Here is an 18,703-nt window from a genome sequence, read left to right on the forward strand (position 1 = left end):
CCTTTACTCCCGCTCTTTTGGTAGCCCTTCGATATCGAGGAAGGCGACGACCCGCTCCCGCTCCCTCAGGGTGTCCTGATAGCCCAGCTTGATCAACTGCTGGCAGTAACCCGGATAGAACATCAAAAAGCTGGCCAGACTGCTGGTCTCATCCCCCTTCACGCCCAGCACCCGCAACAGCCGGCGCAACTTTAGCGGCAGTTTGCGCAGATAGGCCAGTGCGATGGTGTCGAGATCCTGACTCGGTTTCAGCACACAGGTCTCCACCCGCTTCAGCTTGAGGCGGTTGCGCTCCCGCTCCGGGATCAGATCCAGAGTCTGGTTGATGCGCCACAGCCGCTCCAGATCGGAGTTGAGGGTGTCAGTAAAGACCGTATCGAGCAGATGGCTGGCAATATTGGAGCTGGTGAGGTGGCCGTGGTGATGGGTCGGTGCCGAGTGCGCTGGCGGATCCAGGGCGATCAGAAGGATCCGTTCAGCCCCCAGATGGATGGCGGGGCTGAGCGGGCTCAGCTGGTGGATGGATCCGTCGCCGTAGAACTTCTCGCCGATCCGGGTGGCCGGAAAGACGAAGGGGAGCGCCGAGGAGGCGAGCAAATGCTCAGATGTAAGCACTGTGCGCACCCCGCGCCGTCTGGCCCGCTCCCACGGATGGTGGTCGGCACGCCCCTGAAAGAAGGTGGTGGATAGGCCGTCATCGTAATCCGACGCCGTGATGGCGAGCGCCTCCAGACTGCCGTAGAGGATGTTATCATCGATCCGATGATAGTCGATGAGCTGATCCAGCAGGCGGTGCAGCGGCGCGTTGTCAAAGAGGTGAAAGGCGTGGTTGGTGTGGGGGTTGATCAGCCCCGCCGACCCCTCGTACAACAACCGCCACAGCAGGCGCCCCGGGTGAAAATCGAAGATGTGGTGAGTCTCGAAGCGGCGCCAGACCCACTCCAGCTTGCGCACTCCCAGATGGAAGCAGGAGGCGTAGCAGGCCAGTGCAGTGACATTGATGGCCCCCGCCGAGGTGCCACAGAGGATGGGAAAAGGGATGCCGAGATTGCGCGGGTAGAGCTCCGCAATCGCCTTGAGGGCACCGACCTGATAGGCGGCGCGAGCACCGCCACCGGTGAGCAACAACGCTGTATTGGGTCTGGCCATATGCTGGCGCCTTATTGTGTACTGACAAGAATGTTCCCACTGACAAGTTAACTATAAGGCGCTGTATCAAATATAAAAACGGGCGCTCGCCCGTTTTTTCATGGCCCCATGTCAAAGGGCGCGGTGAGGATTTTCCGGCCGCGCCAGCTGATCGAAGGCGGCGAATACCGGGGCGCTGGCGAGGATGCGACCGTGGCCCAGACCCCGGGTGCTCACCAGCCGGGTATGACCATCCTGACTGGCCCGCAAGGAGTCGCTATGGGGGGCGAATCTGTCCTCCTCGTCATGCACGATCATTGCCGCACCGCTGCGACTGGCGAGGCGACCCAGCGGATCGACCGTGCTCAAGGGGTGCTGGTACTCTTGCTCAATTTCCTTGACCACCGCATCGAACAACCGGATGGAGTAGCCGGAGCGCGCCACCATGCCGTAGAGCTGGGGCACATAGTCGAGCACCGGCGAAATCAACAGCAGCGGCAGGGTATCGATACCCGGCTGACGGCTGGAGAGGGTGACGGCGCCTCCCATGCTGTGGGCGATGACCCCGTGCAGCGGGCCTGCTTCGCTGGCCAGCTTGGTCGCCAGCTCGTCGAAGGCGCGCACGAAACGGGGCAGGTGACCAGTGTTGCCCGCGCTCTGGCCGTGGGCCGGATGATCGTAGGCAATTGCGGTGAAACCCTGCGCGGCGATATGGCTCATCAGCGGATAGAACTGGCTGGCGCTGCCGGACCAGCCGTGCATCAGCAGCCACAGCGGCCCCTGACCGAGCCGATAGCTCATCAATACCCCTTCGCTGGTATGGACGGCCTGCTTCACCAGACCGGCTGGTTCGTGGCCACCGCGCTGGTTGCGCTGGGGGGTGAGCAGCAACTTGCTGGCGGTGCGCTTGGCATGGGTGGGGGCGAGTCTGTGGTGCAACCGGGTGCCGATCCCCAGCAGCCATTTGCTCGGGCTGAAGCGGCGGGTGTTGAAGTAGATCTTGCTGCTCATGGTCATCCTGTGGTTTTTATGTGCGAACGGTCGTGCTTTTTTGTCGGTTTTTAAAAAGTCGTGTTGAACGGATGCTAAAACATCAGCGCCAGCTGGCGAGCAGAGCATCCACTTCGGGCCAGAAGTGGCGAGCCGGATCCTGACACAGTTCGAGGTCGTTGAACACCTGATCCGCCAGATAGAGGCCATAGAGGCGATAAACGGCGCGCCAGGGATCCATCTCGCGTCGCCACTCGCCTGCGGCCTGACCCTGCACCACCTGACGGGCCAGATAGTCGAGCCAGAAGCGCACCAGTTGCCGGGCGGCTTGCTGCACCTGGCTCTTTTGCTCATGGCCATCCTGCACCGAGGTCCAGGCGTCGAGGAACATGCAGCGTCCGGCGAAGCAGTGGTTCCAAGCCTGCCAGGCACGCAGCAGGGCGATCAGCTTGTCGTGCTGGCTCTGGTGCTCCTGCTGGCGTACCGGCTGGATCACCCGCAGCCGGAACACCTCGGCGGCGTACTCCAGCACGGCGATCTGCAGATTGTCTCGGGATTGAAAGTGGGCAAACAGGCCGCTTTTCGACATCTCGCAGGCGCTGGCCAGCGAGCCGATGGTCAGGCTCTCCAGCCCTTGCTGGCTCGCCTGCTCAAAGGCTGTCTGCAAAATGTTGTCCCGGGTCAGGCGACCTTTGCTCATCACTCTCTCCTCGTTGGCGCTGGCAGCATAAAGTACGATCGTGCTAATTGTCGAGCAACAAATAGCCAGCATGGCTGGCTATGTCGTCTCGCGCGTGTCGCCGCGTTCGGGGCTCAGCTCTCCTTGATATCGAGCTGTTGCAGGGCGATAACCGCCTGAGTGCGGTTCTTGACGCCCAGTTTTCTGAAGATGGCGGTGATATGGGCCTTGATGGTGGCTTCAGAGACGTTGAGCTCCCAGGCGATCTGTTTGTTCAGGCTGCCATCGCGCAGCATGATCAGCACCTTGTACTGCTGGGGGGTGAGGCTGGCCAGCTTGCTGGCGAAATCGGGGCCATCTTCCGATTCGGGATGGAGCGAGATGCCTTCCGGCACCCAGTTATCCCCCCCGATCACCGTATTGAGGGCATTGACCAGCTCCTTCATCGGTACCGATTTGGGAATGAAGCCGAGCGCCCCGAGCCGCAATACCTGCTGGATGATGGCCGCATCTTCCGAGGCGGAGACCACCACGATGGGCAGGTCGGGATACTGGCCGCGCAGGTGGGCCAGCCCCTCGAAGCCATTGGCTCCCGGCATCTTGAGGTCGAGCAGCAACAGGTCAACTTCGGGGTGCTCGCCGAGCAGGCTGGTCAGGCTATCGATGGAGTCCGCTTCCAGCAATTGAGCGTCGTTGATGGCCATGTGCACCGCTTGGTAAAGGGCGCCCCGAAACAGGGGGTGGTCATCTGCGATGACGATGGTAAATTGGCTGTCCATATTTCGGTTAATGGCTCACATTGTTGCTAACTGATTGTTTTGAAAAATCAAACTAGCATCGCTCACCAAGAGGGTCAAACCCGCCGGTGCGCAAATGTGAAGCGACCATCGGATGTTTTGCCATCAGGGCAGATCGGCCGGTCGCAGGCAACTCATGCAGGAGGCAACAGATGGGATCCTTGGTATTGGCGGTGGGCACCGGCTCCACCTGGGCGATGCGGGCGGCACTGGTGCTCGCCATGAGCGGGCTGACGTGGCAGGAGCAGGTGTTCGATCTGGAGGATGCCAAGTCGCTGGCGCGGCTCAAGCGGCTGGCACCAGCCGGTCTGGTGCCCTGGCTCGCAGTCTTTGTGCCGAGTTGCACGCCGGATTTCGGCAGATCCGTTCTCTGTTCCCCTTCTTTCTTGGGGCGCCAACCCGTATCGATCCCCCGGTGGAGGTGGTCGGTGAGCTGGCCCGTTTGCAGGAGATCTGGTCGCAGGCGCGGGGCCCCTTCTACTTTGGCGAGGCGGGCATTGTCGATGCCTTCTATGCGGTGATGGCCTATCGGCTGGCCAGCTACGGCATCCTGTTGCCCGGTCAGGCCGGAGCCTATCAGCAGGCGCTGCTCTCTTGGCCTCTGTGGCAAGAGATGTTGGTCAAGGCGCGGTTGCAGTGGCCGGCGGCGCGCCAGCCACAGTGAACCGTGGCAGATAGATAAACGAGAGAGGGGAGCCACTGGCTCCCCTCTCTGTTGCTGGTCAATGTGGCTCAAGGGTTACTTCTGCCGACCGGCAAAGACCACCACTACCTTGTCATCCCCCTTCTCCCGCACGAAGGCGTAGGGAGCATCCGAGAGTTTCTGGTGGCTGCCTGCCGCAATGGCCGGATGGGCGGCGCGGAATTGGCCCAGTTGCTGCCAGTGCTTGACCAGCTCAGCCTTGTCTCCGCTGGCCAGCTCCTGCCAGTTCATGTCCGAGCGCAGCGCCTGATCGAACACACCGCCATCCTTGGCCAGCCCTCGGCCGGACTCGTCGCCGTAGTAGAGCTGGATGCCGCCTGGCAGCAGCATAAAGCTGTTGGCGACCCGGCGCTGTAGCGGCACATCCTGATAGTCGCCAAAGAACAGCTTGGTGTCGTGGGAGCTGATGTAGCTCAACACGTTGAACTCGGGATCCTGATTGATGCGGCTGGCGTAGCTGGCATAGGTGGGCTCGGCGCTGGCCATGCACTGGGCCTGGGGCAGGGCGAACTCGCGCTGATAGTCGAAGTTGATCAGGGAATCGAAACCGTTCTGATACCAGAAATCCTTGGCCACCCCGTGATCCCACACCTCGCCCACCATGTAGAAGGGCAGATCGTCGAGGGCCTTGCTCGGGTTGTTGGTCTTCCACTCCTTGAGTGCAGCGGTGCCCGCCTGCTTGAGCTTGGCCCACACCTCGGGCTCCAGATGCTTGACAGTGTCGGCGCGGAAGCCGTCGATGCCAAAGCGGCGTACCCAGTCGGTGTGCCAGGCGATCAGGTAGTCGCTCACGGTCGCGTCGGGCAGCGCCTTGGCGAGGGTATCTTTTTTCGCGGCCAGCAACGGCGGCAGCCCTACCGGTTTGGTCGATTCGGTGAGAAAGTCCGGCAGCCCCGCCACCGAGCCGGTGACATCGTCGGTGCCGGGCTGCGGGTAGCCGGGCAGACCGGCGCGCACCCAGTCACCACTCCACCACTTGTGCCACGCGGGTGATTGATAGTCGATGAACTGGTTGTAGCCATGCCAGTTGAGACCGCCGCTCGGGCGCCACTGGTTCCAGACGGTCGGCAGCTTGTCTGTGTTCTGTGTGAGATCGGTGAGCCCCAAATCCTGCAAGTCGGCGAGGGTAGCGTAACCGGCGTGGTTCATCACCACGTCGAGGATGATCCGCATGCCGCGCTTGTGGGCCTCGTCCACCAGGGTTTTCAGGCTCTCTTCATCGCCGTAGTTGGGGTCAATCTTGGTGAAGTCGAGCGCCCAATATCCGTGGTAGGCGTAGAAAGGGAAGTTGCCCTGCTCGCCACCGCCGATAAAGCCGTGCACCTGCTCCACCATGGGGGTGATCCAGATGGCGTTCATGCCGAGGCTCTTGATGTAGTCGAGCTTCTCGGTCAGCCCCTTGAAGTCGCCGCCGTGCCAGGTGGCCACCTCGTCCTGACCATCCTTCTGGCGGCCGAAGCTGTGGTCGTTGGCAGGGTCGCCGTTGTGGAAGCGATCGGTCAGCAGGAAATAGACGCTCGCCTGATCCCAGCTGAACGGTGCTGGCTTGGCTGCCTTGACCGGCTCGAGCAGCAGCAGGCCGCCGCTCTCTTTACTCGGGGTCAGGGTCAGTTTGCCCTGTTTGACCACCGCCTCCTGTTTCGAGTAGGCATCCCTCAGTCGGGTGCCGTCGGGCCAGACCCCTTTGAGCGATACCGTGACCGGGCCGCCATCCCAGCTGATGCAGGGCTCTTGTGGTGGCTGGCGTTTGAACTCGCTCTTCTTGGTCGCCCGCAGCACCTTGAGGCTGGGGGTATCCGGGTTGAAGGTGAACTGATACTCCCCGGCCAGCATCACCCGAAGGGTAAAGCTCTGATCCTTGCTGCATTTGTCCATGGGCTGGGCGGTGCCGAAGGGGAGCGGCTTGCTCTCGCTCGGGCCAAAGCTGGTACCGCAACTATTGTCTGCGTCGCTGATGCGGATCTGGTGGCTCCCCTTAGCAAGGGGATGGGTCAGCTCCACCGTGCCCTTGTCCAGCACGATCGGGGTCGCCACCGGTTGACCATCCACATAGAGGCGAACCTCGGGGGCGGCCATCGCCTGTTGGATGAACAGAGGGGCGGCCAGCAGGGCAAGCCAGAGAGGGGATAAGTGATGAGCACGACGCATAAGCCATTCCTTGAGCAGGGCAGTTCGGACAATGGCCCATTCTAGGAGCAGCAAAGCGCGCCTTGGATCGGCAAAATGCCGATTTGTGACTTCAGTTCAAATGGTTACGTTTTCAAGCCGAGGAAAGTGTGACGGAGAGGAGATGGGAGGCTCTGTCGATAAAATAGCGGCCATAAAAAAATGCCGGTCAGGTGACCGGCATTTGGTGTATCAGGCATCGTCGTCACATCAGACGGTGAAGAACTTGAAGTTGACGAAGGCCACCGCGATGAAGGAGGCAACCATGCCGCTAATGCAGAGCACAGCAGGGCGGATGGCGGGCCAGCGATGGGTCAGCAGAATGATGGCCAGCAGGGTCGGGTAGAGCCCGAACATGTAGCGCGGCATGGCGTTGAGGCCGGTCATCAGCGGGATGGTGCAGCAGATGAACATCAGGGTCGCTTCGGCCCAGCGCTTCTGGCTGAACAGGTAACCGTTCAGGCACCAGCCGAAGATCACCATGATGGAGAGGTAAGCCTTGCGGCCGCCCAGCTCGAAACCGCTCAGCCACCAGTCCAGCGGGCTGTCCATGTAGCGACCCCAGGCCACCTGAATGTGCTTGAAGGCGAAGGCATCGCCGGTCAGGTGATAGAGGTAGACCATGTAGGCAAACAGGCCAAACGGGATCATCCAGAGGGTGAAGACCACCTTGAAGGCTCGCTCGGTAAAGCGGAAAAATTCCTGCCAGCCGTAGGCCTGCAGCGCCAGGATCAGCACCGGGAAGACCATCATCACCCCCAGGTTGCGGGTGGCGGAGATACAGACCCCCAGCACGGCCACCATCAACCACTGCTCCCGATAGGCGAACAGGAACATCCCCAGCATCAGCGCCATAAAGGTCGACTCGGTATAACCGGAGACGAAGTAGGCGGAGAAGGGGGAGAAGGCGAGCAGCCAGACGCCGAAGCGGGCGGTATCGTCACCCAGCTTGAGCTGCCGCAACACCAGCAGCATCAGTGGCATGCTGGCGAAGAAGGAGATATTGGTAACAATGATGAGGCCGATCAGGCTCTCGACATTGAACAGGTTGGAGATGGCACCGGAGACCATCGGATAGAGCGGCATAAAGGCCCAGTTTGCCGCATTGCCCTTGCTCAGCCAGCGCGGGTAGAGATCGTAGCCATTTTCGATGATGCGCTGGAACCAGACGCAGTCGAACTGGCAATAGGCCTGCAGCGGGCCGATGTCGGGGGAGCCATAGAGCTGGACACCGAAGTAGCCCATGCCATACAGCGCCACCCGGCTCAGCATGAAGGCGGCGATGATCATCAGCCAGTCACGACCGCTGATGCGCAGTGACGGGCGATAGGGGAGTGCAGCCCCGGTTAGCGGGACAGTATTGGTCATATCATTCATCAGGCAAAAACCCAGACGCGAGAGAGAACGTAAGTGAGGACGGTAACGGTCAGGGTGGCGATGACCACCGGCAGCAGACCGGAGAGCCCCGCAAACAGCAGGCCGCTCAGGATCAGGTTACGCACCGCCAGCGAGAAGAGGGCAACCAGCAGAAACTTGCTGGCGGCTCCCTGCTTCTGGAAGGTGATGTAGCGGTGACCAAAGAAGGAGAACCAGAATGCGATGGCAAAAGCCAGCGTGGTAACCAGGTGCTCCGAGATGGTGGGCCAGGTATGAAACAGTGCGATGGAGGTGCCAAGGTCGACGAGGGTAGCCCCCCCGCCGACAAAACCGAAACGTACCAGCCGCCAGAATTCCTCGCGGGAGATCATTGAGGCGCTTGCTCCTGCTGCTCTTGCGGGTTGCTGTCAGCGCTCTGCGGTTTGGCCGCATCCTGCTTGGCATACTGGCCATAGACCCCTTCAATGAGGTAGACCGGGCGCTGTTTCACTTCCACGAACATGCGGCCGATGTACTCGCCGATGATGCCGAGCGACAACAGCTGGATACCGCCGAGGAACAGCACTACGGACATCAGGGAGGCGTAACCGGGTACGTCGATGCCGAAGAAGATCACCTGGGTGATGATTTTCAGGATATAGAGGAAGGCCACCAGCGAGACGCTGACACCCACATAGCTCCAGACCCGCAGCGGCCAGCTGGAGAAGCTGAGCAGACCGTCGAGGGCGAAGTTCCACAGTTTCCAGTAGTTGAACTTGGTTTCACCGGCGTGACGGGCCGGGCGCTCGTAGGGGACGCCAACGGCACGGAAACCGGCCCAGGCAAACAGCCCCTTCATAAAGCGGTTGCGCTCGGGCAGCAGCTTGATCGCCTCGACCACGCGACGGTCGATCAGGCGGAAGTCACCGGCGTTCTCCGGCAGCTTGGTGCTGGTGGAGAGGGCGTTGAAGAAGCGGTAGAAGCCACCGGCAGTCAGGCGCTTCATCGGGGTATCGGCGCTGCGATCGACGCGGATGCCGTAGACGGTGTCATAGTCACCGGTCTGCCACAGTTTGACGAACTCCAGGATCAGGGCGGGCGGGTCTTGCAGATCCACGTCCATCGGCACGATGGCATCCCCTTTGGCCTGATGCAGACCGGCGGTCAGGGCCGCTTCTTTACCGAAGTTGCGTGCCAGGTTGACCAGGGTCACGCGCGGGTCACGGGCGATGGCCTGCTCGACCACTTCACGGGTGCGGTCACGGCTGCCATCGTTAACGAATACAATTTCAAGCTGGTCTTTCAGCGGGGCCAGTTCGTTGTCTATCGCGTTGATGAAGGCATCGATGCTCTCTTCCTCGTTGTAAACGGGAACGACCAGAGAGAGTCGAAAATCTGGATGCGACATAAGAACGTCCTTATTTGGGATAGTTGTTTTTATAAAATGGTATTCGGGGCAAGGATCACTGGGCTACGGTCAAACGTACCGACTGCACATTGATGGGAGTAGGTGCCGAGAGCGCCAGAAAATTGGGGCGCTTGGGATCTGCCGTGAGCGAGTCACCGGGCAGACTGAGGCGGATTTCGTTGATGCCCGCTTTGGCCAGTTTCACCGTGGTGGTGAAGTCGTGACCCAGCGCCACTTTCAACAGAGCGCCGGCTTCCGGGCTGTTGATGCGAGCCTGTACGGTAAGCTGATCCGGATTGGCCGCCTGCTTGGGCAGCACAAAGTAGAGACCGCCCTGACCGCTGAGCAGGGTACCGTCATCGCTCGGCTTCTTGGCCCAGCCTTCGCTGGAGAGGAAGCGGCTCGGCTTGGTCAGATTGAGCTCGTTACCCGGCTGATAGGTCATGCTGGAGTTGTGTTCCCAGAAGCGGGTCTTGCCTTCCAGATAATAGAGTTTGTAGGCCAGGCTCACGTTGGGGTGAGCAGCCAGATAGAGGGTGTAAAGATAAAAACCGCTTAACGCCAGAATGGCAGTCAAAAAACCGAACTTTTTGTACGTCATATCACTCTCTATGCCTGACAGAATGGGTAGGCCGATGTCGCGCATATGCTAATCCAATTGCAAAAAAAGCATAGTGGATCACAAAAAAATATTTGGTCACATATTAACCCCTTTTTACCCCTGTTCCAAACGTTGCTGTTTCCCGGTTAAACAGGTCTCGCGGGGTGCAGGTTGCCAGTGGCGCTCCGGCGGAGCAATTGGCAAATAGACGTGCTTTGCTGCGTCATTTTCTAGCGGATGCGATAGTCATCTGGCCTCTATCGCCATTTTGCAGGGGGCGATTTATGATGACTCACTTATTCGTCAAGGATGACATATGAAGTGGATCTCTTGCTGTCTGTTGCTTGGATTATGGGCGCCAATGGCATTGGCCAAGGCCCTGTGTCCCGAGCCCATTCAGGTCGGTTACGATAACTGGCCCCCCTACCATTATTACGAAGCCGATTCACCGCAAGAGGTGCGCGGTTATGCCGCCGAGGTGCTGACGGCTGTGCTCACTTCCATGCACTGCAAGGTCCATTATGTGGAGCTGCCCTGGAAGCGGGTACTGCACGAAATGGAGCATGGCGAGATAGACATGGCGATGGAGGCGAATATCAATGATGAACGCGCCCGTTATGCCTGGTTTTCCGACTCCTACAACCCGGGGCGCACTTTGCTGTGGATCCGCAAGGGCAGCCACTATCCCGAGCAGGATCTGGCGAGCTGGCTGGCCAGTGGTTACTCCCTCGGCGTCACCAAAGAGTACTTCTATGGTGAGGAAGTGATGTCGCTGCTCGCTCGCTATGCCAAACAGGTGAGTGCGGTGAGCGACCAGCAAAATTTTGAGAAGCTGGCCCGCGGTCGGATCGACGGTTTCCTCGGTGACATGCTGGCTACCCCCAGCGCCCTTAACAAGGAGGGGATGAGCGGTCTGTTCACCAGTCACCCCATGGTGGTATCTGAATCGCCAAGCTTCTTTATGTTGGGCAAGCGCAGCTTTTCGCCGCAGTTCTTGCAACAATTTAATCAGGCGTTGGCGCGGTTCAAGGAGACAGATGCGTATGACATTATCTGGCAGCGTTATGCCCCCGGGCGCTAGCAAAGTATTGGCCGTTCACGCATCATGAGCGGCCTGAGTATCGGGTCTGCTTGTCAGGCCCGACAGAGTGAACAAACCGTTTTGAGGTACCCATGGGGATGAAGTATTGGCTGGCCCTTGCCAATCTGGTGTGGCTGGGATGTTTGCCCGCTGGCGCGGTACATGCGACCGAAGCACAAGTTGTGGTGGCGGCCAGTGAAACCGGACACGACTGGTATCAGGGCAGTCAGGCCGAACAGGCCCGTGTCGAGCTGGAGCAGCAGTTGCAAGAGGCTGTGCTTGCCCAGCTGCATCCCGATTTTTTCACGCTGTGGAAGCGTCTGCAGGCCACCCATGCAGACAAGCGTGGTGCCATCTATGACGACATTTTTACCAAGCTGAGCCGTTTCCAGCACGCCTGGCGGGGGATGGATCTGGTCTCTCGCGAGCAGATGAAGACCCTCAAGCTCGATTTGAACCGCCCTGTGGTGACCCAACCCAGCGATGATGACCTGCTCACCCAGGTGAAATCCCTGCGCCCCCAGGTGGCGGAATACGAGGCGGTGCGAGCCAAAGTGCACAAACTGCTGGCGATGCCGATGGCCAGCAAGTGGCCGACCCTCGATATGCCGACCCTGCGTGCCGGAGAGAGCTCCGCCGAGCTTGGCCAGATCCGCGCCATGCTCAACGAGCTGGGCGACAGCGCCCCGAGCCATGGTGATCAGATTTACGATGGTGATACCGAGCAGGCCATCAAACAGTTCCAGCGTCGTCACGGTCTCACCGCGGATGGCATTATCGGTCGTCAGACCCGCTCCTGGCTCAATACCGGCCCGCAAGTGCGCGCCAGCTTGCTGCTGCGTAACCTGTGGCGTCGCGATCTGGTGGATCAACTCGCCGGTGGCCGCTATGTGTTGGTCAATATTCCCGACTACCGCCTGAGTGTGGTGGAGTCCGGCAACGAGGTGTTTACCAGCCGGGTTATCGTCGGCAAGGAGCAGCGTGCCACGCCCATCCTCGCCAGCGAAATTCGCTCCATCGTGCTCAACCCCTCCTGGCATGTGCCGCGCTCCATCCTGAGCAAGGACATCCTGCCCAAGCTGGGTCGGGATCCCGCGTACTTGAGTCGCGAGCAGTTCGAGGTGATCGACAGTGAGGGCAATCCGGTGCAGTTCACCGAAGAGGGGTGGCATCAGGCGCTGGCCGCCGGTTTCCCCTATCGCCTGCGGCAAAAGCCGGGGGATCACAATGCCCTGGGGCGCTACAAGTTCTACCTGCCCAACAATGATGCCATCTATCTGCACTCCACTCCGCGCAAGGCGCTGTTCGAGCAGGGGGCGCGCGCCTTCAGTTCGGGCTGTATCCGGGTGGAGCATGCCGACGATCTGGCCGAGCTTTTGCTGGCCGATTCCCGCTATCAGCCGGACAAGGTGGCCAATATCCTCAAGGAGAGCCAGACCAAATGGTTGCCGCTCACCACGCCGATCCCGGTCTTTACCGTCTACTGGAGCAGCTGGATCGACGAAAATGGTCGCCAGCAACTGCGCAACGATATCTACGGATTTGATCGGGTCAGCTTCCAGAGCCGCCTGCTGTGATCCCTGCCACAGAGTGAAAAGCCCGGCCTGTGCCGGGCTTTTCTATGGGCGATTGAGGTTTGACAGGGCCCCCTGCCGGAGGGTAGTTTCAAGCGCCTGTATCACATTCAGTCAGTGATCTTATTCAACTATTTTCGCTTGAATCTGCGATGGACGAACCCCTTATGCTGGAACAAGAGATAAGTCGACGTCGCCTGTTGCTGGGAGCCGGTTGCCTGCTGGGCAGCTCGCTGATCTCCTTCCCTGCACTGGCCAGCCGCAGTACCACCGGGCGTGAACTCAGTTTCTTCAATCTCAATACCGGCGAGCGGGTGCGCGCCAGCTATTGGGAAAATGGCCACTATCTGAGCGACGGGTTGGCCGAGCTCAACCACATCTTCCGTGATTACCGGCGCAATGAAGTGTTCAACATCGACAAGAAACTTTTTGATCAACTGTTTCTGTTGCAGCACAAGCTGGGTCGGCGCAGCGAAATCCAGCTGATCTCCGGCTATCGCGCCCCGGCGACCAATCGTCAGAAGCGCCACAAGAGCCGCGGCGTGGCCAAGCACAGCTACCACACCCTGGGGCAGGCGGTGGATGTGCGGATCCCCGGCGTACAGCTGGCCCATCTGCGCAAGGCGGCGCTCCAGCTCAAGGTGGGTGGGGTCGGTTACTATCCCCGTGATAACTTCGTTCACCTCGATACCGGCCCGGTGCGCAGCTGGTAAAGGGGTTGGCAAGCTGCCAAGCTCTTCCCACCAGAGAGGAGATAGCGATGAAAAAGATAGTGATTGGCGGCCTGATCGCCCTGTTGTTGACCGGTTGCAGCAAGCTCAACCGTGAAAATTACGACCAGTTGAAGATGGGGATGAGTTACGCCGAGGCCAGCACCATTCTGGGCAAGGCGGAGCGTTGTGATGATGCCTTGGGCACTACCAGCTGCCTCTGGGGCGGGGAAGGGAAGAACATCAAGATCCGCTTTATCGCCGACAAGGCGACCTTCTTCAGCTCGGAAGGGATTAACTGAGTCGCAGACCGTCCATGAAAAAAGCGCCGCTCGGGCGCTTTTTTGTTGCTCGCAATCCAACCCGCCTCGCCAGAAGCTGGCGTACTCAGTGGGTCGCGTACTGGTAGTTGAAGGTGGGCAGACCCCACTTGAAGCGTACCGCCAGCAGCCGCAGTACAAAGCCGATCCCGATGGAACCGAACGCGGCCCAGTTGGTCGGCAAGCCCTGATCCAGCGCCAGACAGTAGAGGGCTGCGGTGATCAGCGAAATGGCTGCATAGAGCTCGCGACGAAATACCAGTGGAATGCGCTGGCAGAGCAGATCCCGCAGCACCCCGCCAAAGACCCCGGTCACTACCGCCATGATGCAGGCAATACCGGCGCCGTGGCCCATATCCAGCGCTCGGGCCGCACCGAAGATGGAGAAGACCACCAGTCCCAGGGCATCAAGGGCCATGAACAGCTTGCCGAGGTAGCGCATCAGGGGGGCGGAGACCACACCCGCCATCGCGGCTGCGGCAACCAGCAGCACGTATTCCGGATGTTCAATCCAGAGCAGCGGATAGTGGCCCAGCAGCACATCGCGAATGGTGCCACCACCGATGGCCGTCGCCGAGGCGATGATCACCACACCAAACAGATCCATCCGTCGCCGACCCGCGGCCAGCGCGCCGGTCATCCCTTCGGCCACCAGGCCAACCAAGAAGAGTGCATGTAACATGAGATATCCCAGGGAACGAGAAAGGCCAGAATCCTACCAACTCGTGTCATATGGGACAAGCTATCGAATGCATGCATTAATTTAATTCATGCTAAATGTGAAAAAGGCACCGTTTCGGGTGCCTTTTTCTAATCAATGTTCAAGGGTTAGCGCCCCAACTGCTCCTGCCGGTAGTGATCGACCCACATGGCGGTGGCGCCACAGATGGCGACCGGCATCACGAAGAGGTTCACCACCGGAATGGCGGAGAAGAGGGTCACCAAAGCGCCGAAGCTGAGGCACTTGCCACGGCGTTGCTTCAAGGCGTCACGCATGGTGATGAAGTCGATCTTGTGGTTGTCGAACGGATAATCCACATACTGGATCGCCATCATCCAGGCGCTGAACAGGAACCAGAGCACAGGCGCCAGGGTCTGGCCCACCACCGGGATCAGAAACAGGATCAGGCAACCGATAGCCTTGGGCAGGTAATACTTCAGCTTGGTCCATTCGCGGCCGAAGGTACGTGGCACATCCTTGACGATATCCAGCATGCCGCTGTCATTGGCGGGCTGGCCGGTGAGGATCTGCTCCACCTTCTCCGCCAGCAGGCCGTTGAAGGGGGCTGCTACCCAGTTGGCAACCGAGCTGAAGATAAAGGAGAAGACCACCAGGATGGTGATGAGGGCGATGGGCCACAGCAGATAGTCCAGCCAGTCGAGCCAGGCGGGGATCTGCTGATGGAGCCAGGCGAACAGGCCGTCCAGTTGCAGCAGCAGGGCATAGAAGGCCCCGGCAAACAGCACGAAGTTGACCAGCAGGGGGATCAGCACAAAGGTGCGGATGCCCGGTTGGCGAATAAGGGAAAAACCGCGCAGAAAGTAGTCTGCACCGCTGATTGAATCTTTGACCATATGGGGTGATTGGCTCATGTGAGCTCCATCTATGCATGGGAGAACTGCCAGCATATTACAAACAAGCCTTTGATTTGGTAAAGTCGCCGACTATTCCTTATTTCGTGCCGTGGCGACTGAAAATCGGGCATTGAATGGGGATGATGCCTGCATATTACAAACAAAGCCGGGTCTGGATTTGGTAAAATCGCCTGCCCGCCTCCTCATTATTTAGCCACTGATACAGGTCGCCATGCGTCTGAAACTGATCAAACTCGCCGGCTTCAAGTCGTTCGTCGAGCCGACCCGCATCGAACTGTCGGCAGACATGACCGCCGTGGTGGGCCCCAACGGCTGTGGCAAATCCAACGTCATCGACGCGGTGCGCTGGGTGCTGGGGGAGAGCTCCGCCCGCCATCTGCGCGGCGAGAACATGACCGATGTCATCTTCAACGGCTCCATCAATCGCAGTGCGCACGGGCGCGCCTCGGTCGAGCTGGTGTTCGACAATCCCCACAACCGGGTGCCCGGTGAGTTCGGCCGCTTTACCGAGATCTCGGTGCGCCGCGAAGTGCTGCGCGACGGCTCCAACCACTATCAGATCAACGGCCAGAAGTGCCGCCGCAAGGATGTGACCGACCTCTTCCTCGGCACCGGTCTTGGCCCCCGCAGCTACGCCATCATCGAGCAGGGCACTGTCAGCCGACTGGTGGAGTCACGTCCGGCCGATCTCAAGCTCTTTATGGAAGAGGCCGCCGGGGTTTCCCGCTACAAGGAGCGGCGCCGCGAGACCGAACAGCGCATTCGTCACACCCAGGAGAACCTGGAGCGCCTCGGCGATATTCGCGGCGAGCTGGGCTCGCGCCTTGACCACCTCAAAGCCCAGGCCGAGACCGCCGAGCGCTACAAACAGCTCAAGAGTCGTTCGCGCGCAGCTCGCGCCGAGCTGATTGGCTCCGAGTTGTGGGCGCTGGAGACGCGCCTTGGCGAGGCCAAAACCGAACTGGCGCAAGCCGAGCAGGCGCTGGCGGCGCTCGATGCCAAGCGCACCGCCGATGAGGGGCGCCACGTCACCCTGTCGGTCGCCAGACAAGAGGCGCAAGCCGAGCAGGCGAGCCGTCAGCAACAGATTTTTCTCGGCGGGCAGGCCATCGCCCGTCTCGAGCAACAGCAATTGCACCAGAGTGAACTGGGGCGCGACTGGCAGGCCCGTGCAGAGGCGCTGGGCGAGCGGATCGCCACCCGCAAGGCTCAGCTTGCCAGCCAGCAGGATCAACTGACCGAAGGGGTGTTGCGCGCCGAGCAGGAGAGCGCCCGGCTGGAGCAGTGTGAGCAGTTGCTCACCGAGCAGCAGGAGGCCCGCCAGCAGGCTAGCGAGGGGCTGGAGCAGGCCCGCCTGCGCCAGCAGCAGTGGCAGCAAGAGTTGGCCGGGTTGCAGGGCCAGCTCAACCAGACTCGCACCCGGTTGGGTGGCCTGCAGGAGCTGCAAGCCAAGACCCGGCTGGCCCGCCTCAAGCTGGAAGATGAACGCGCTGGCCCCCTCGGTACAGAGGCCGACGATCTGCAACCGGCCCTCGATGCCCTGAGTGGTGAGCTGGAGCTGACGCGGGCGGCCAATGGCGAGCTGACCGAGCAGCTGGCGCAGGCGGTCGACGCCCATGAACAACTCAAGCAGCAGCATGGCCAGCAGTTGAGCCTGCAGCGGGAGTTGGAGGCGCGGCTGGCGACCCTGGATCAGATCCTCGGCGAACAGATGGAGGGGGCGACCCTGGCGGATCGACTGCAGGTTGCCCCCGAGTGGGCACAGGCACTCGACAAGGTGCTGGGTCGCTGGCTCACCGCAACGCCGGCGGACGAGTGCGATCTGATGCAAGAGGGGCTCTGGATTGGCCCGGCGCAACCGGCGGTTGCCGGTACGCTGGCGGCGCAACTGGGCGGCGAGCACATTCCCGCCTTCCTCAACGCCATCTGGCTGGTGGAGAGCCGGGAGGCCGCATTGATCCGCCAGCCAAGCCTTGCGGCCGGTGAGTCGGTACTGACTCCTGCTGGCGACTGGCTGGGGCCAAACTGGGCCGATTTGGGACAGGGCGCGGCGCTCGGCACCATGGCGCTGCTGGGTGAGCGTGAGCGGTTGCATACCGAGCAGGAGAAGGTTGCCGCTGGGCTGGCACAGCTGAGCGAGCAACTTGTGGCTGCCGATGCCCGGCGTGCCCAGCTTGCCAGTGCGCAGGAGTTGTCGCAGCGAACCTTGCGCGAGCAAGAGCAGAAATGGCAACAACTGCGCGAAGCCTGGAGTCTGCAACAGGGTCAGCGGCAGGAGCGGTTGCAGCGGCTCGGTCAGCTCGGCGAAGAGCTGATCCGGCTCGATCAGGAGCAGGCCGAAGAGGCAGAGCGACTGGCCAGCGCCCGTGAACAACTGGAACTCGATGAGGCACGCCTTGCCGAGTTGCAGGTGCAGGGGGAGCCGCTGAAGCAAGGGTTGCAGCTCGCTCAGGAGCTGCTGACCCGCTGCGAGCGGGCGGTCGACGAGGCCCGTGCGCGCCGCGAGCAGCAACAAGCGGCCTGCCAGCGTTTGCAACTGGAGTTGGGCAATCTGCGCCAACTCATAACCCTGGGCGAAGAGGAGTTGGCGAGGCTTGGGCTGGAGCTGGCCGGGCTGAAAGGGCCGGATAGCGAGGCAGTGCCGGATCTGGCGCCCCTGCTGGCCGAGCAGCGCAATCTGGAGGCGCAGCAGCTCGCCTGCCATCAACGGCTTGCGGAGCTGGAGCGCCAGCTCGGTGAGCTGGAGCAGGCCAGAAGTGCCGATCACAAGCAGTTGGTGACGTTGCAAGAGAAGCTGGCAACCCTGCGCCTTGAGCGCGAACGCAACCTCACCCGTCGACAGGGGCTGCACGAGCAGTTTGAAGAGCTGGGGGTTCGACTGGTGGATCTCGATCAGGCGGTGTTGATCGCCGCTGATCGTGGCAAGCTGCGGCAGGAGATCCAGACTCTGGAGGCGCAAGTGGAGGCGCTCGGCGCCATCAACCTGGCGGCGCTGGAGGAGTACGAAGAGGCGAAAACCCGGGCAACCTATCTTGAAAATCAGTGCCAGGATCTCGAGCAAGCGCTGGAAACCTTGAGCCAAGCCATTAAAAGAATTGATAAAGAGACACAAATACGGTTCCGGGACACTTTCGATAAGGTCAACGAAGATTTAAAATCCCTGTTTCCAAAAGTGTTCGGTGGGGGCAGTGCCTGGCTTGAGCTCACCTCCGATGATCTTTTGGAGGCCGGAGTGAGCATCATGGCGAGACCTCCGGGTAAGAAGAATGCTACCATTGCCCTGCTTTCCGGGGGGGAGAAGGCGTTAACCGCGCTTGCGCTGGTTTTTGCCATCTTCAGACTCAACCCAGCACCTTTTTGTCTGCTGGATGAGGTGGATGCACCGCTCGATGAAGTGAACGTCGGTCGCTTCTGTTCTCTTGTCAAAGAGATGTCGAGCACAGTACAGTTCGTTTACATCAGTCATAATAAGGTCTCCATGGAGATGGCTGAGCAGCTGGTTGGCGTCACGATGCAAGAGCCCGGGGTTTCTCGCATTGTGTCGGTCGATATCGGTGAAGCCGTCGCTTTGGCTGAGCAAAACTAGAAAGAGAA

Annotated in this window: 16 protein-coding genes and 1 pseudogene; 6 read left to right on the forward strand and 11 right to left on the reverse strand. The window is 60.4% G+C overall.

Translation table 11 applies throughout. The annotated features are described in order from the left end of the window. Window positions 1–3: 3 nt before the first annotated feature. The 4 genes from G5137_RS16055 to G5137_RS16070 form a co-directional block, all read right to left on the reverse strand. Window positions 4–1,149, reverse strand: coding sequence for a patatin-like phospholipase family protein (locus tag G5137_RS16055; protein ID WP_421255658.1), 1,146 nt, complete (start codon window positions 1,147–1,149; stop codon window positions 4–6). A gap of 111 nt (window positions 1,150–1,260) precedes the next feature. Then, window positions 1,261–2,139 carry an alpha/beta hydrolase gene (locus G5137_RS16060; protein ID WP_270904695.1) on the reverse strand — a complete coding sequence of 293 codons (879 nt, stop codon included), beginning with the start codon at window positions 2,137–2,139 and terminating at the stop codon, window positions 1,261–1,263. 82 nt (window positions 2,140–2,221) lie between these two features. After that, window positions 2,222–2,818, reverse strand: a complete 597-nt coding sequence (locus G5137_RS16065; RefSeq protein WP_270904694.1) for a TetR/AcrR family transcriptional regulator — start codon at window positions 2,816–2,818, stop codon at window positions 2,222–2,224. A gap of 113 nt (window positions 2,819–2,931) precedes the next feature. Beyond that, window positions 2,932–3,576 carry a response regulator gene (locus G5137_RS16070; RefSeq protein WP_005338467.1) on the reverse strand — a complete coding sequence of 215 codons (645 nt, stop codon included), beginning with the start codon at window positions 3,574–3,576 and terminating at the stop codon, window positions 2,932–2,934. A gap of 170 nt (window positions 3,577–3,746) precedes the next feature. Between G5137_RS16070 and G5137_RS16075 the strand changes: the two are divergent. Then, window positions 3,747–4,258 (forward strand): annotated as a pseudogene (locus G5137_RS16075) (glutathione S-transferase). A gap of 75 nt (window positions 4,259–4,333) precedes the next feature. Here G5137_RS16075 and G5137_RS16080 read toward each other — a convergent pair. From G5137_RS16080 to G5137_RS16100, 5 genes are all read right to left on the reverse strand, one after another. Then, the gene (locus G5137_RS16080) at window positions 4,334–6,445 is read right to left on the reverse strand and encodes an alpha-amylase (RefSeq protein ID WP_421255659.1); all 2,112 of its coding nucleotides are present in this window, start codon (window positions 6,443–6,445) and stop codon (window positions 4,334–4,336) included. 228 nt (window positions 6,446–6,673) lie between these two features. Next, window positions 6,674–7,840, reverse strand: coding sequence for a hypothetical protein (locus G5137_RS16085; RefSeq protein WP_421255660.1), 1,167 nt, complete (start codon window positions 7,838–7,840; stop codon window positions 6,674–6,676). Then, window positions 7,840–8,211, reverse strand: a complete 372-nt coding sequence (locus G5137_RS16090; RefSeq protein ID WP_005338463.1) for a GtrA family protein — start codon at window positions 8,209–8,211, stop codon at window positions 7,840–7,842. The genes G5137_RS16085 and G5137_RS16090 overlap by 1 nt, the downstream gene beginning before the upstream one ends. Next, window positions 8,208–9,227: a glycosyltransferase family 2 protein gene (locus G5137_RS16095; RefSeq protein WP_058056731.1), complete on the reverse strand. Its 1,020-nt coding sequence runs from the start codon at window positions 9,225–9,227 to the stop codon at window positions 8,208–8,210. Before G5137_RS16095 ends, G5137_RS16090 begins: the two co-directional genes overlap by 4 nt. Before the next feature lie 55 nt (window positions 9,228–9,282). Next, the gene (locus G5137_RS16100; protein WP_088869915.1) at window positions 9,283–9,828 is read right to left on the reverse strand and encodes a hypothetical protein; all 546 of its coding nucleotides are present in this window, start codon (window positions 9,826–9,828) and stop codon (window positions 9,283–9,285) included. Between the two features lie 316 nt (window positions 9,829–10,144). Here G5137_RS16100 and G5137_RS16105 point away from each other — a divergent pair, with 316 nt between their 5' ends. The 4 genes from G5137_RS16105 (at window position 10,145) to G5137_RS16120 (ending at window position 13,495) form a co-directional block, all read left to right on the forward strand. Next, window positions 10,145–10,909, forward strand: a complete 765-nt coding sequence (locus G5137_RS16105; protein WP_374995065.1) for a substrate-binding periplasmic protein — start codon at window positions 10,145–10,147, stop codon at window positions 10,907–10,909. 92 nt (window positions 10,910–11,001) lie between these two features. After that, window positions 11,002–12,486, forward strand: a complete 1,485-nt coding sequence (locus G5137_RS16110) for a L,D-transpeptidase family protein (RefSeq protein ID WP_421205215.1) — start codon at window positions 11,002–11,004, stop codon at window positions 12,484–12,486. A gap of 164 nt (window positions 12,487–12,650) precedes the next feature. After that, window positions 12,651–13,196, forward strand: a complete 546-nt coding sequence (locus tag G5137_RS16115; RefSeq protein ID WP_005338458.1) for a DUF882 domain-containing protein — start codon at window positions 12,651–12,653, stop codon at window positions 13,194–13,196. A gap of 47 nt (window positions 13,197–13,243) precedes the next feature. Beyond that, complete coding sequence (locus G5137_RS16120; RefSeq protein ID WP_005338457.1) at window positions 13,244–13,495, forward strand: lipoprotein; 252 nt, start codon at window positions 13,244–13,246, stop codon at window positions 13,493–13,495. A gap of 85 nt (window positions 13,496–13,580) precedes the next feature. Here G5137_RS16120 and G5137_RS16125 read toward each other — a convergent pair whose 3' ends face one another. Both G5137_RS16125 and cysZ read right to left on the reverse strand, forming a co-directional pair. After that, window positions 13,581–14,195, reverse strand: coding sequence for a trimeric intracellular cation channel family protein (locus G5137_RS16125; RefSeq protein ID WP_005338456.1), 615 nt, complete (start codon window positions 14,193–14,195; stop codon window positions 13,581–13,583). Between the two features lie 146 nt (window positions 14,196–14,341). Then, window positions 14,342–15,106 carry a sulfate transporter CysZ gene (gene cysZ / locus G5137_RS16130; protein WP_005338455.1) on the reverse strand — a complete coding sequence of 255 codons (765 nt, stop codon included), beginning with the start codon at window positions 15,104–15,106 and terminating at the stop codon, window positions 14,342–14,344. Window positions 15,107–15,320: 214 nt separating this feature from the next. Here cysZ and G5137_RS16135 point away from each other — a divergent pair, with 214 nt between their 5' ends. Further along, complete coding sequence (locus G5137_RS16135) at window positions 15,321–18,695, forward strand: AAA family ATPase (protein ID WP_421205217.1); 3,375 nt, start codon at window positions 15,321–15,323, stop codon at window positions 18,693–18,695. Window positions 18,696–18,703 lie beyond the last annotated feature (8 nt).

It is taken from the genome of Aeromonas sp. 600282, assembly GCF_049175755.1.
In the GTDB taxonomy this organism is placed as follows: domain Bacteria; phylum Pseudomonadota; class Gammaproteobacteria; order Enterobacterales; family Aeromonadaceae; genus Aeromonas; species Aeromonas veronii_A.

What these genes read in the sequence shown, in the direction of transcription:
- G5137_RS16055 (WP_421255658.1), bottom strand. Translation starts at nt 1,149, where the DNA reads ATGGCCAGACCCAATACAGCGTTGTTGCTCACCGGTGGCGGTGCTCGC.
- G5137_RS16060 (WP_270904695.1), bottom strand. Translation starts at nt 2,139, where the DNA reads ATGAGCAGCAAGATCTACTTCAACACCCGCCGCTTCAGCCCGAGCAAA.
- G5137_RS16065 (WP_270904694.1), bottom strand. Translation starts at nt 2,818, where the DNA reads ATGAGCAAAGGTCGCCTGACCCGGGACAACATTTTGCAGACAGCCTTT.
- G5137_RS16070 (WP_005338467.1), bottom strand. Translation starts at nt 3,576, where the DNA reads ATGGACAGCCAATTTACCATCGTCATCGCAGATGACCACCCCCTGTTT.
- G5137_RS16080 (WP_421255659.1), bottom strand. Translation starts at nt 6,445, where the DNA reads ATGCGTCGTGCTCATCACTTATCCCCTCTCTGGCTTGCCCTGCTGGCC.
- G5137_RS16085 (WP_421255660.1), bottom strand. Translation starts at nt 7,840, where the DNA reads ATGAATGATATGACCAATACTGTCCCGCTAACCGGGGCTGCACTCCCC.
- G5137_RS16090 (WP_005338463.1), bottom strand. Translation starts at nt 8,211, where the DNA reads ATGATCTCCCGCGAGGAATTCTGGCGGCTGGTACGTTTCGGTTTTGTC.
- G5137_RS16095 (WP_058056731.1), bottom strand. Translation starts at nt 9,227, where the DNA reads ATGTCGCATCCAGATTTTCGACTCTCTCTGGTCGTTCCCGTTTACAAC.
- G5137_RS16100 (WP_088869915.1), bottom strand. Translation starts at nt 9,828, where the DNA reads ATGACGTACAAAAAGTTCGGTTTTTTGACTGCCATTCTGGCGTTAAGC.
- G5137_RS16105 (WP_374995065.1), top strand. Translation starts at nt 10,145, where the DNA reads ATGAAGTGGATCTCTTGCTGTCTGTTGCTTGGATTATGGGCGCCAATG.
- G5137_RS16110 (WP_421205215.1), top strand. Translation starts at nt 11,002, where the DNA reads ATGGGGATGAAGTATTGGCTGGCCCTTGCCAATCTGGTGTGGCTGGGA.
- G5137_RS16115 (WP_005338458.1), top strand. Translation starts at nt 12,651, where the DNA reads ATGCTGGAACAAGAGATAAGTCGACGTCGCCTGTTGCTGGGAGCCGGT.
- G5137_RS16120 (WP_005338457.1), top strand. Translation starts at nt 13,244, where the DNA reads ATGAAAAAGATAGTGATTGGCGGCCTGATCGCCCTGTTGTTGACCGGT.
- G5137_RS16125 (WP_005338456.1), bottom strand. Translation starts at nt 14,195, where the DNA reads ATGTTACATGCACTCTTCTTGGTTGGCCTGGTGGCCGAAGGGATGACC.
- cysZ (WP_005338455.1), bottom strand. Translation starts at nt 15,106, where the DNA reads ATGAGCCAATCACCCCATATGGTCAAAGATTCAATCAGCGGTGCAGAC.
- G5137_RS16135 (WP_421205217.1), top strand. Translation starts at nt 15,321, where the DNA reads ATGCGTCTGAAACTGATCAAACTCGCCGGCTTCAAGTCGTTCGTCGAG.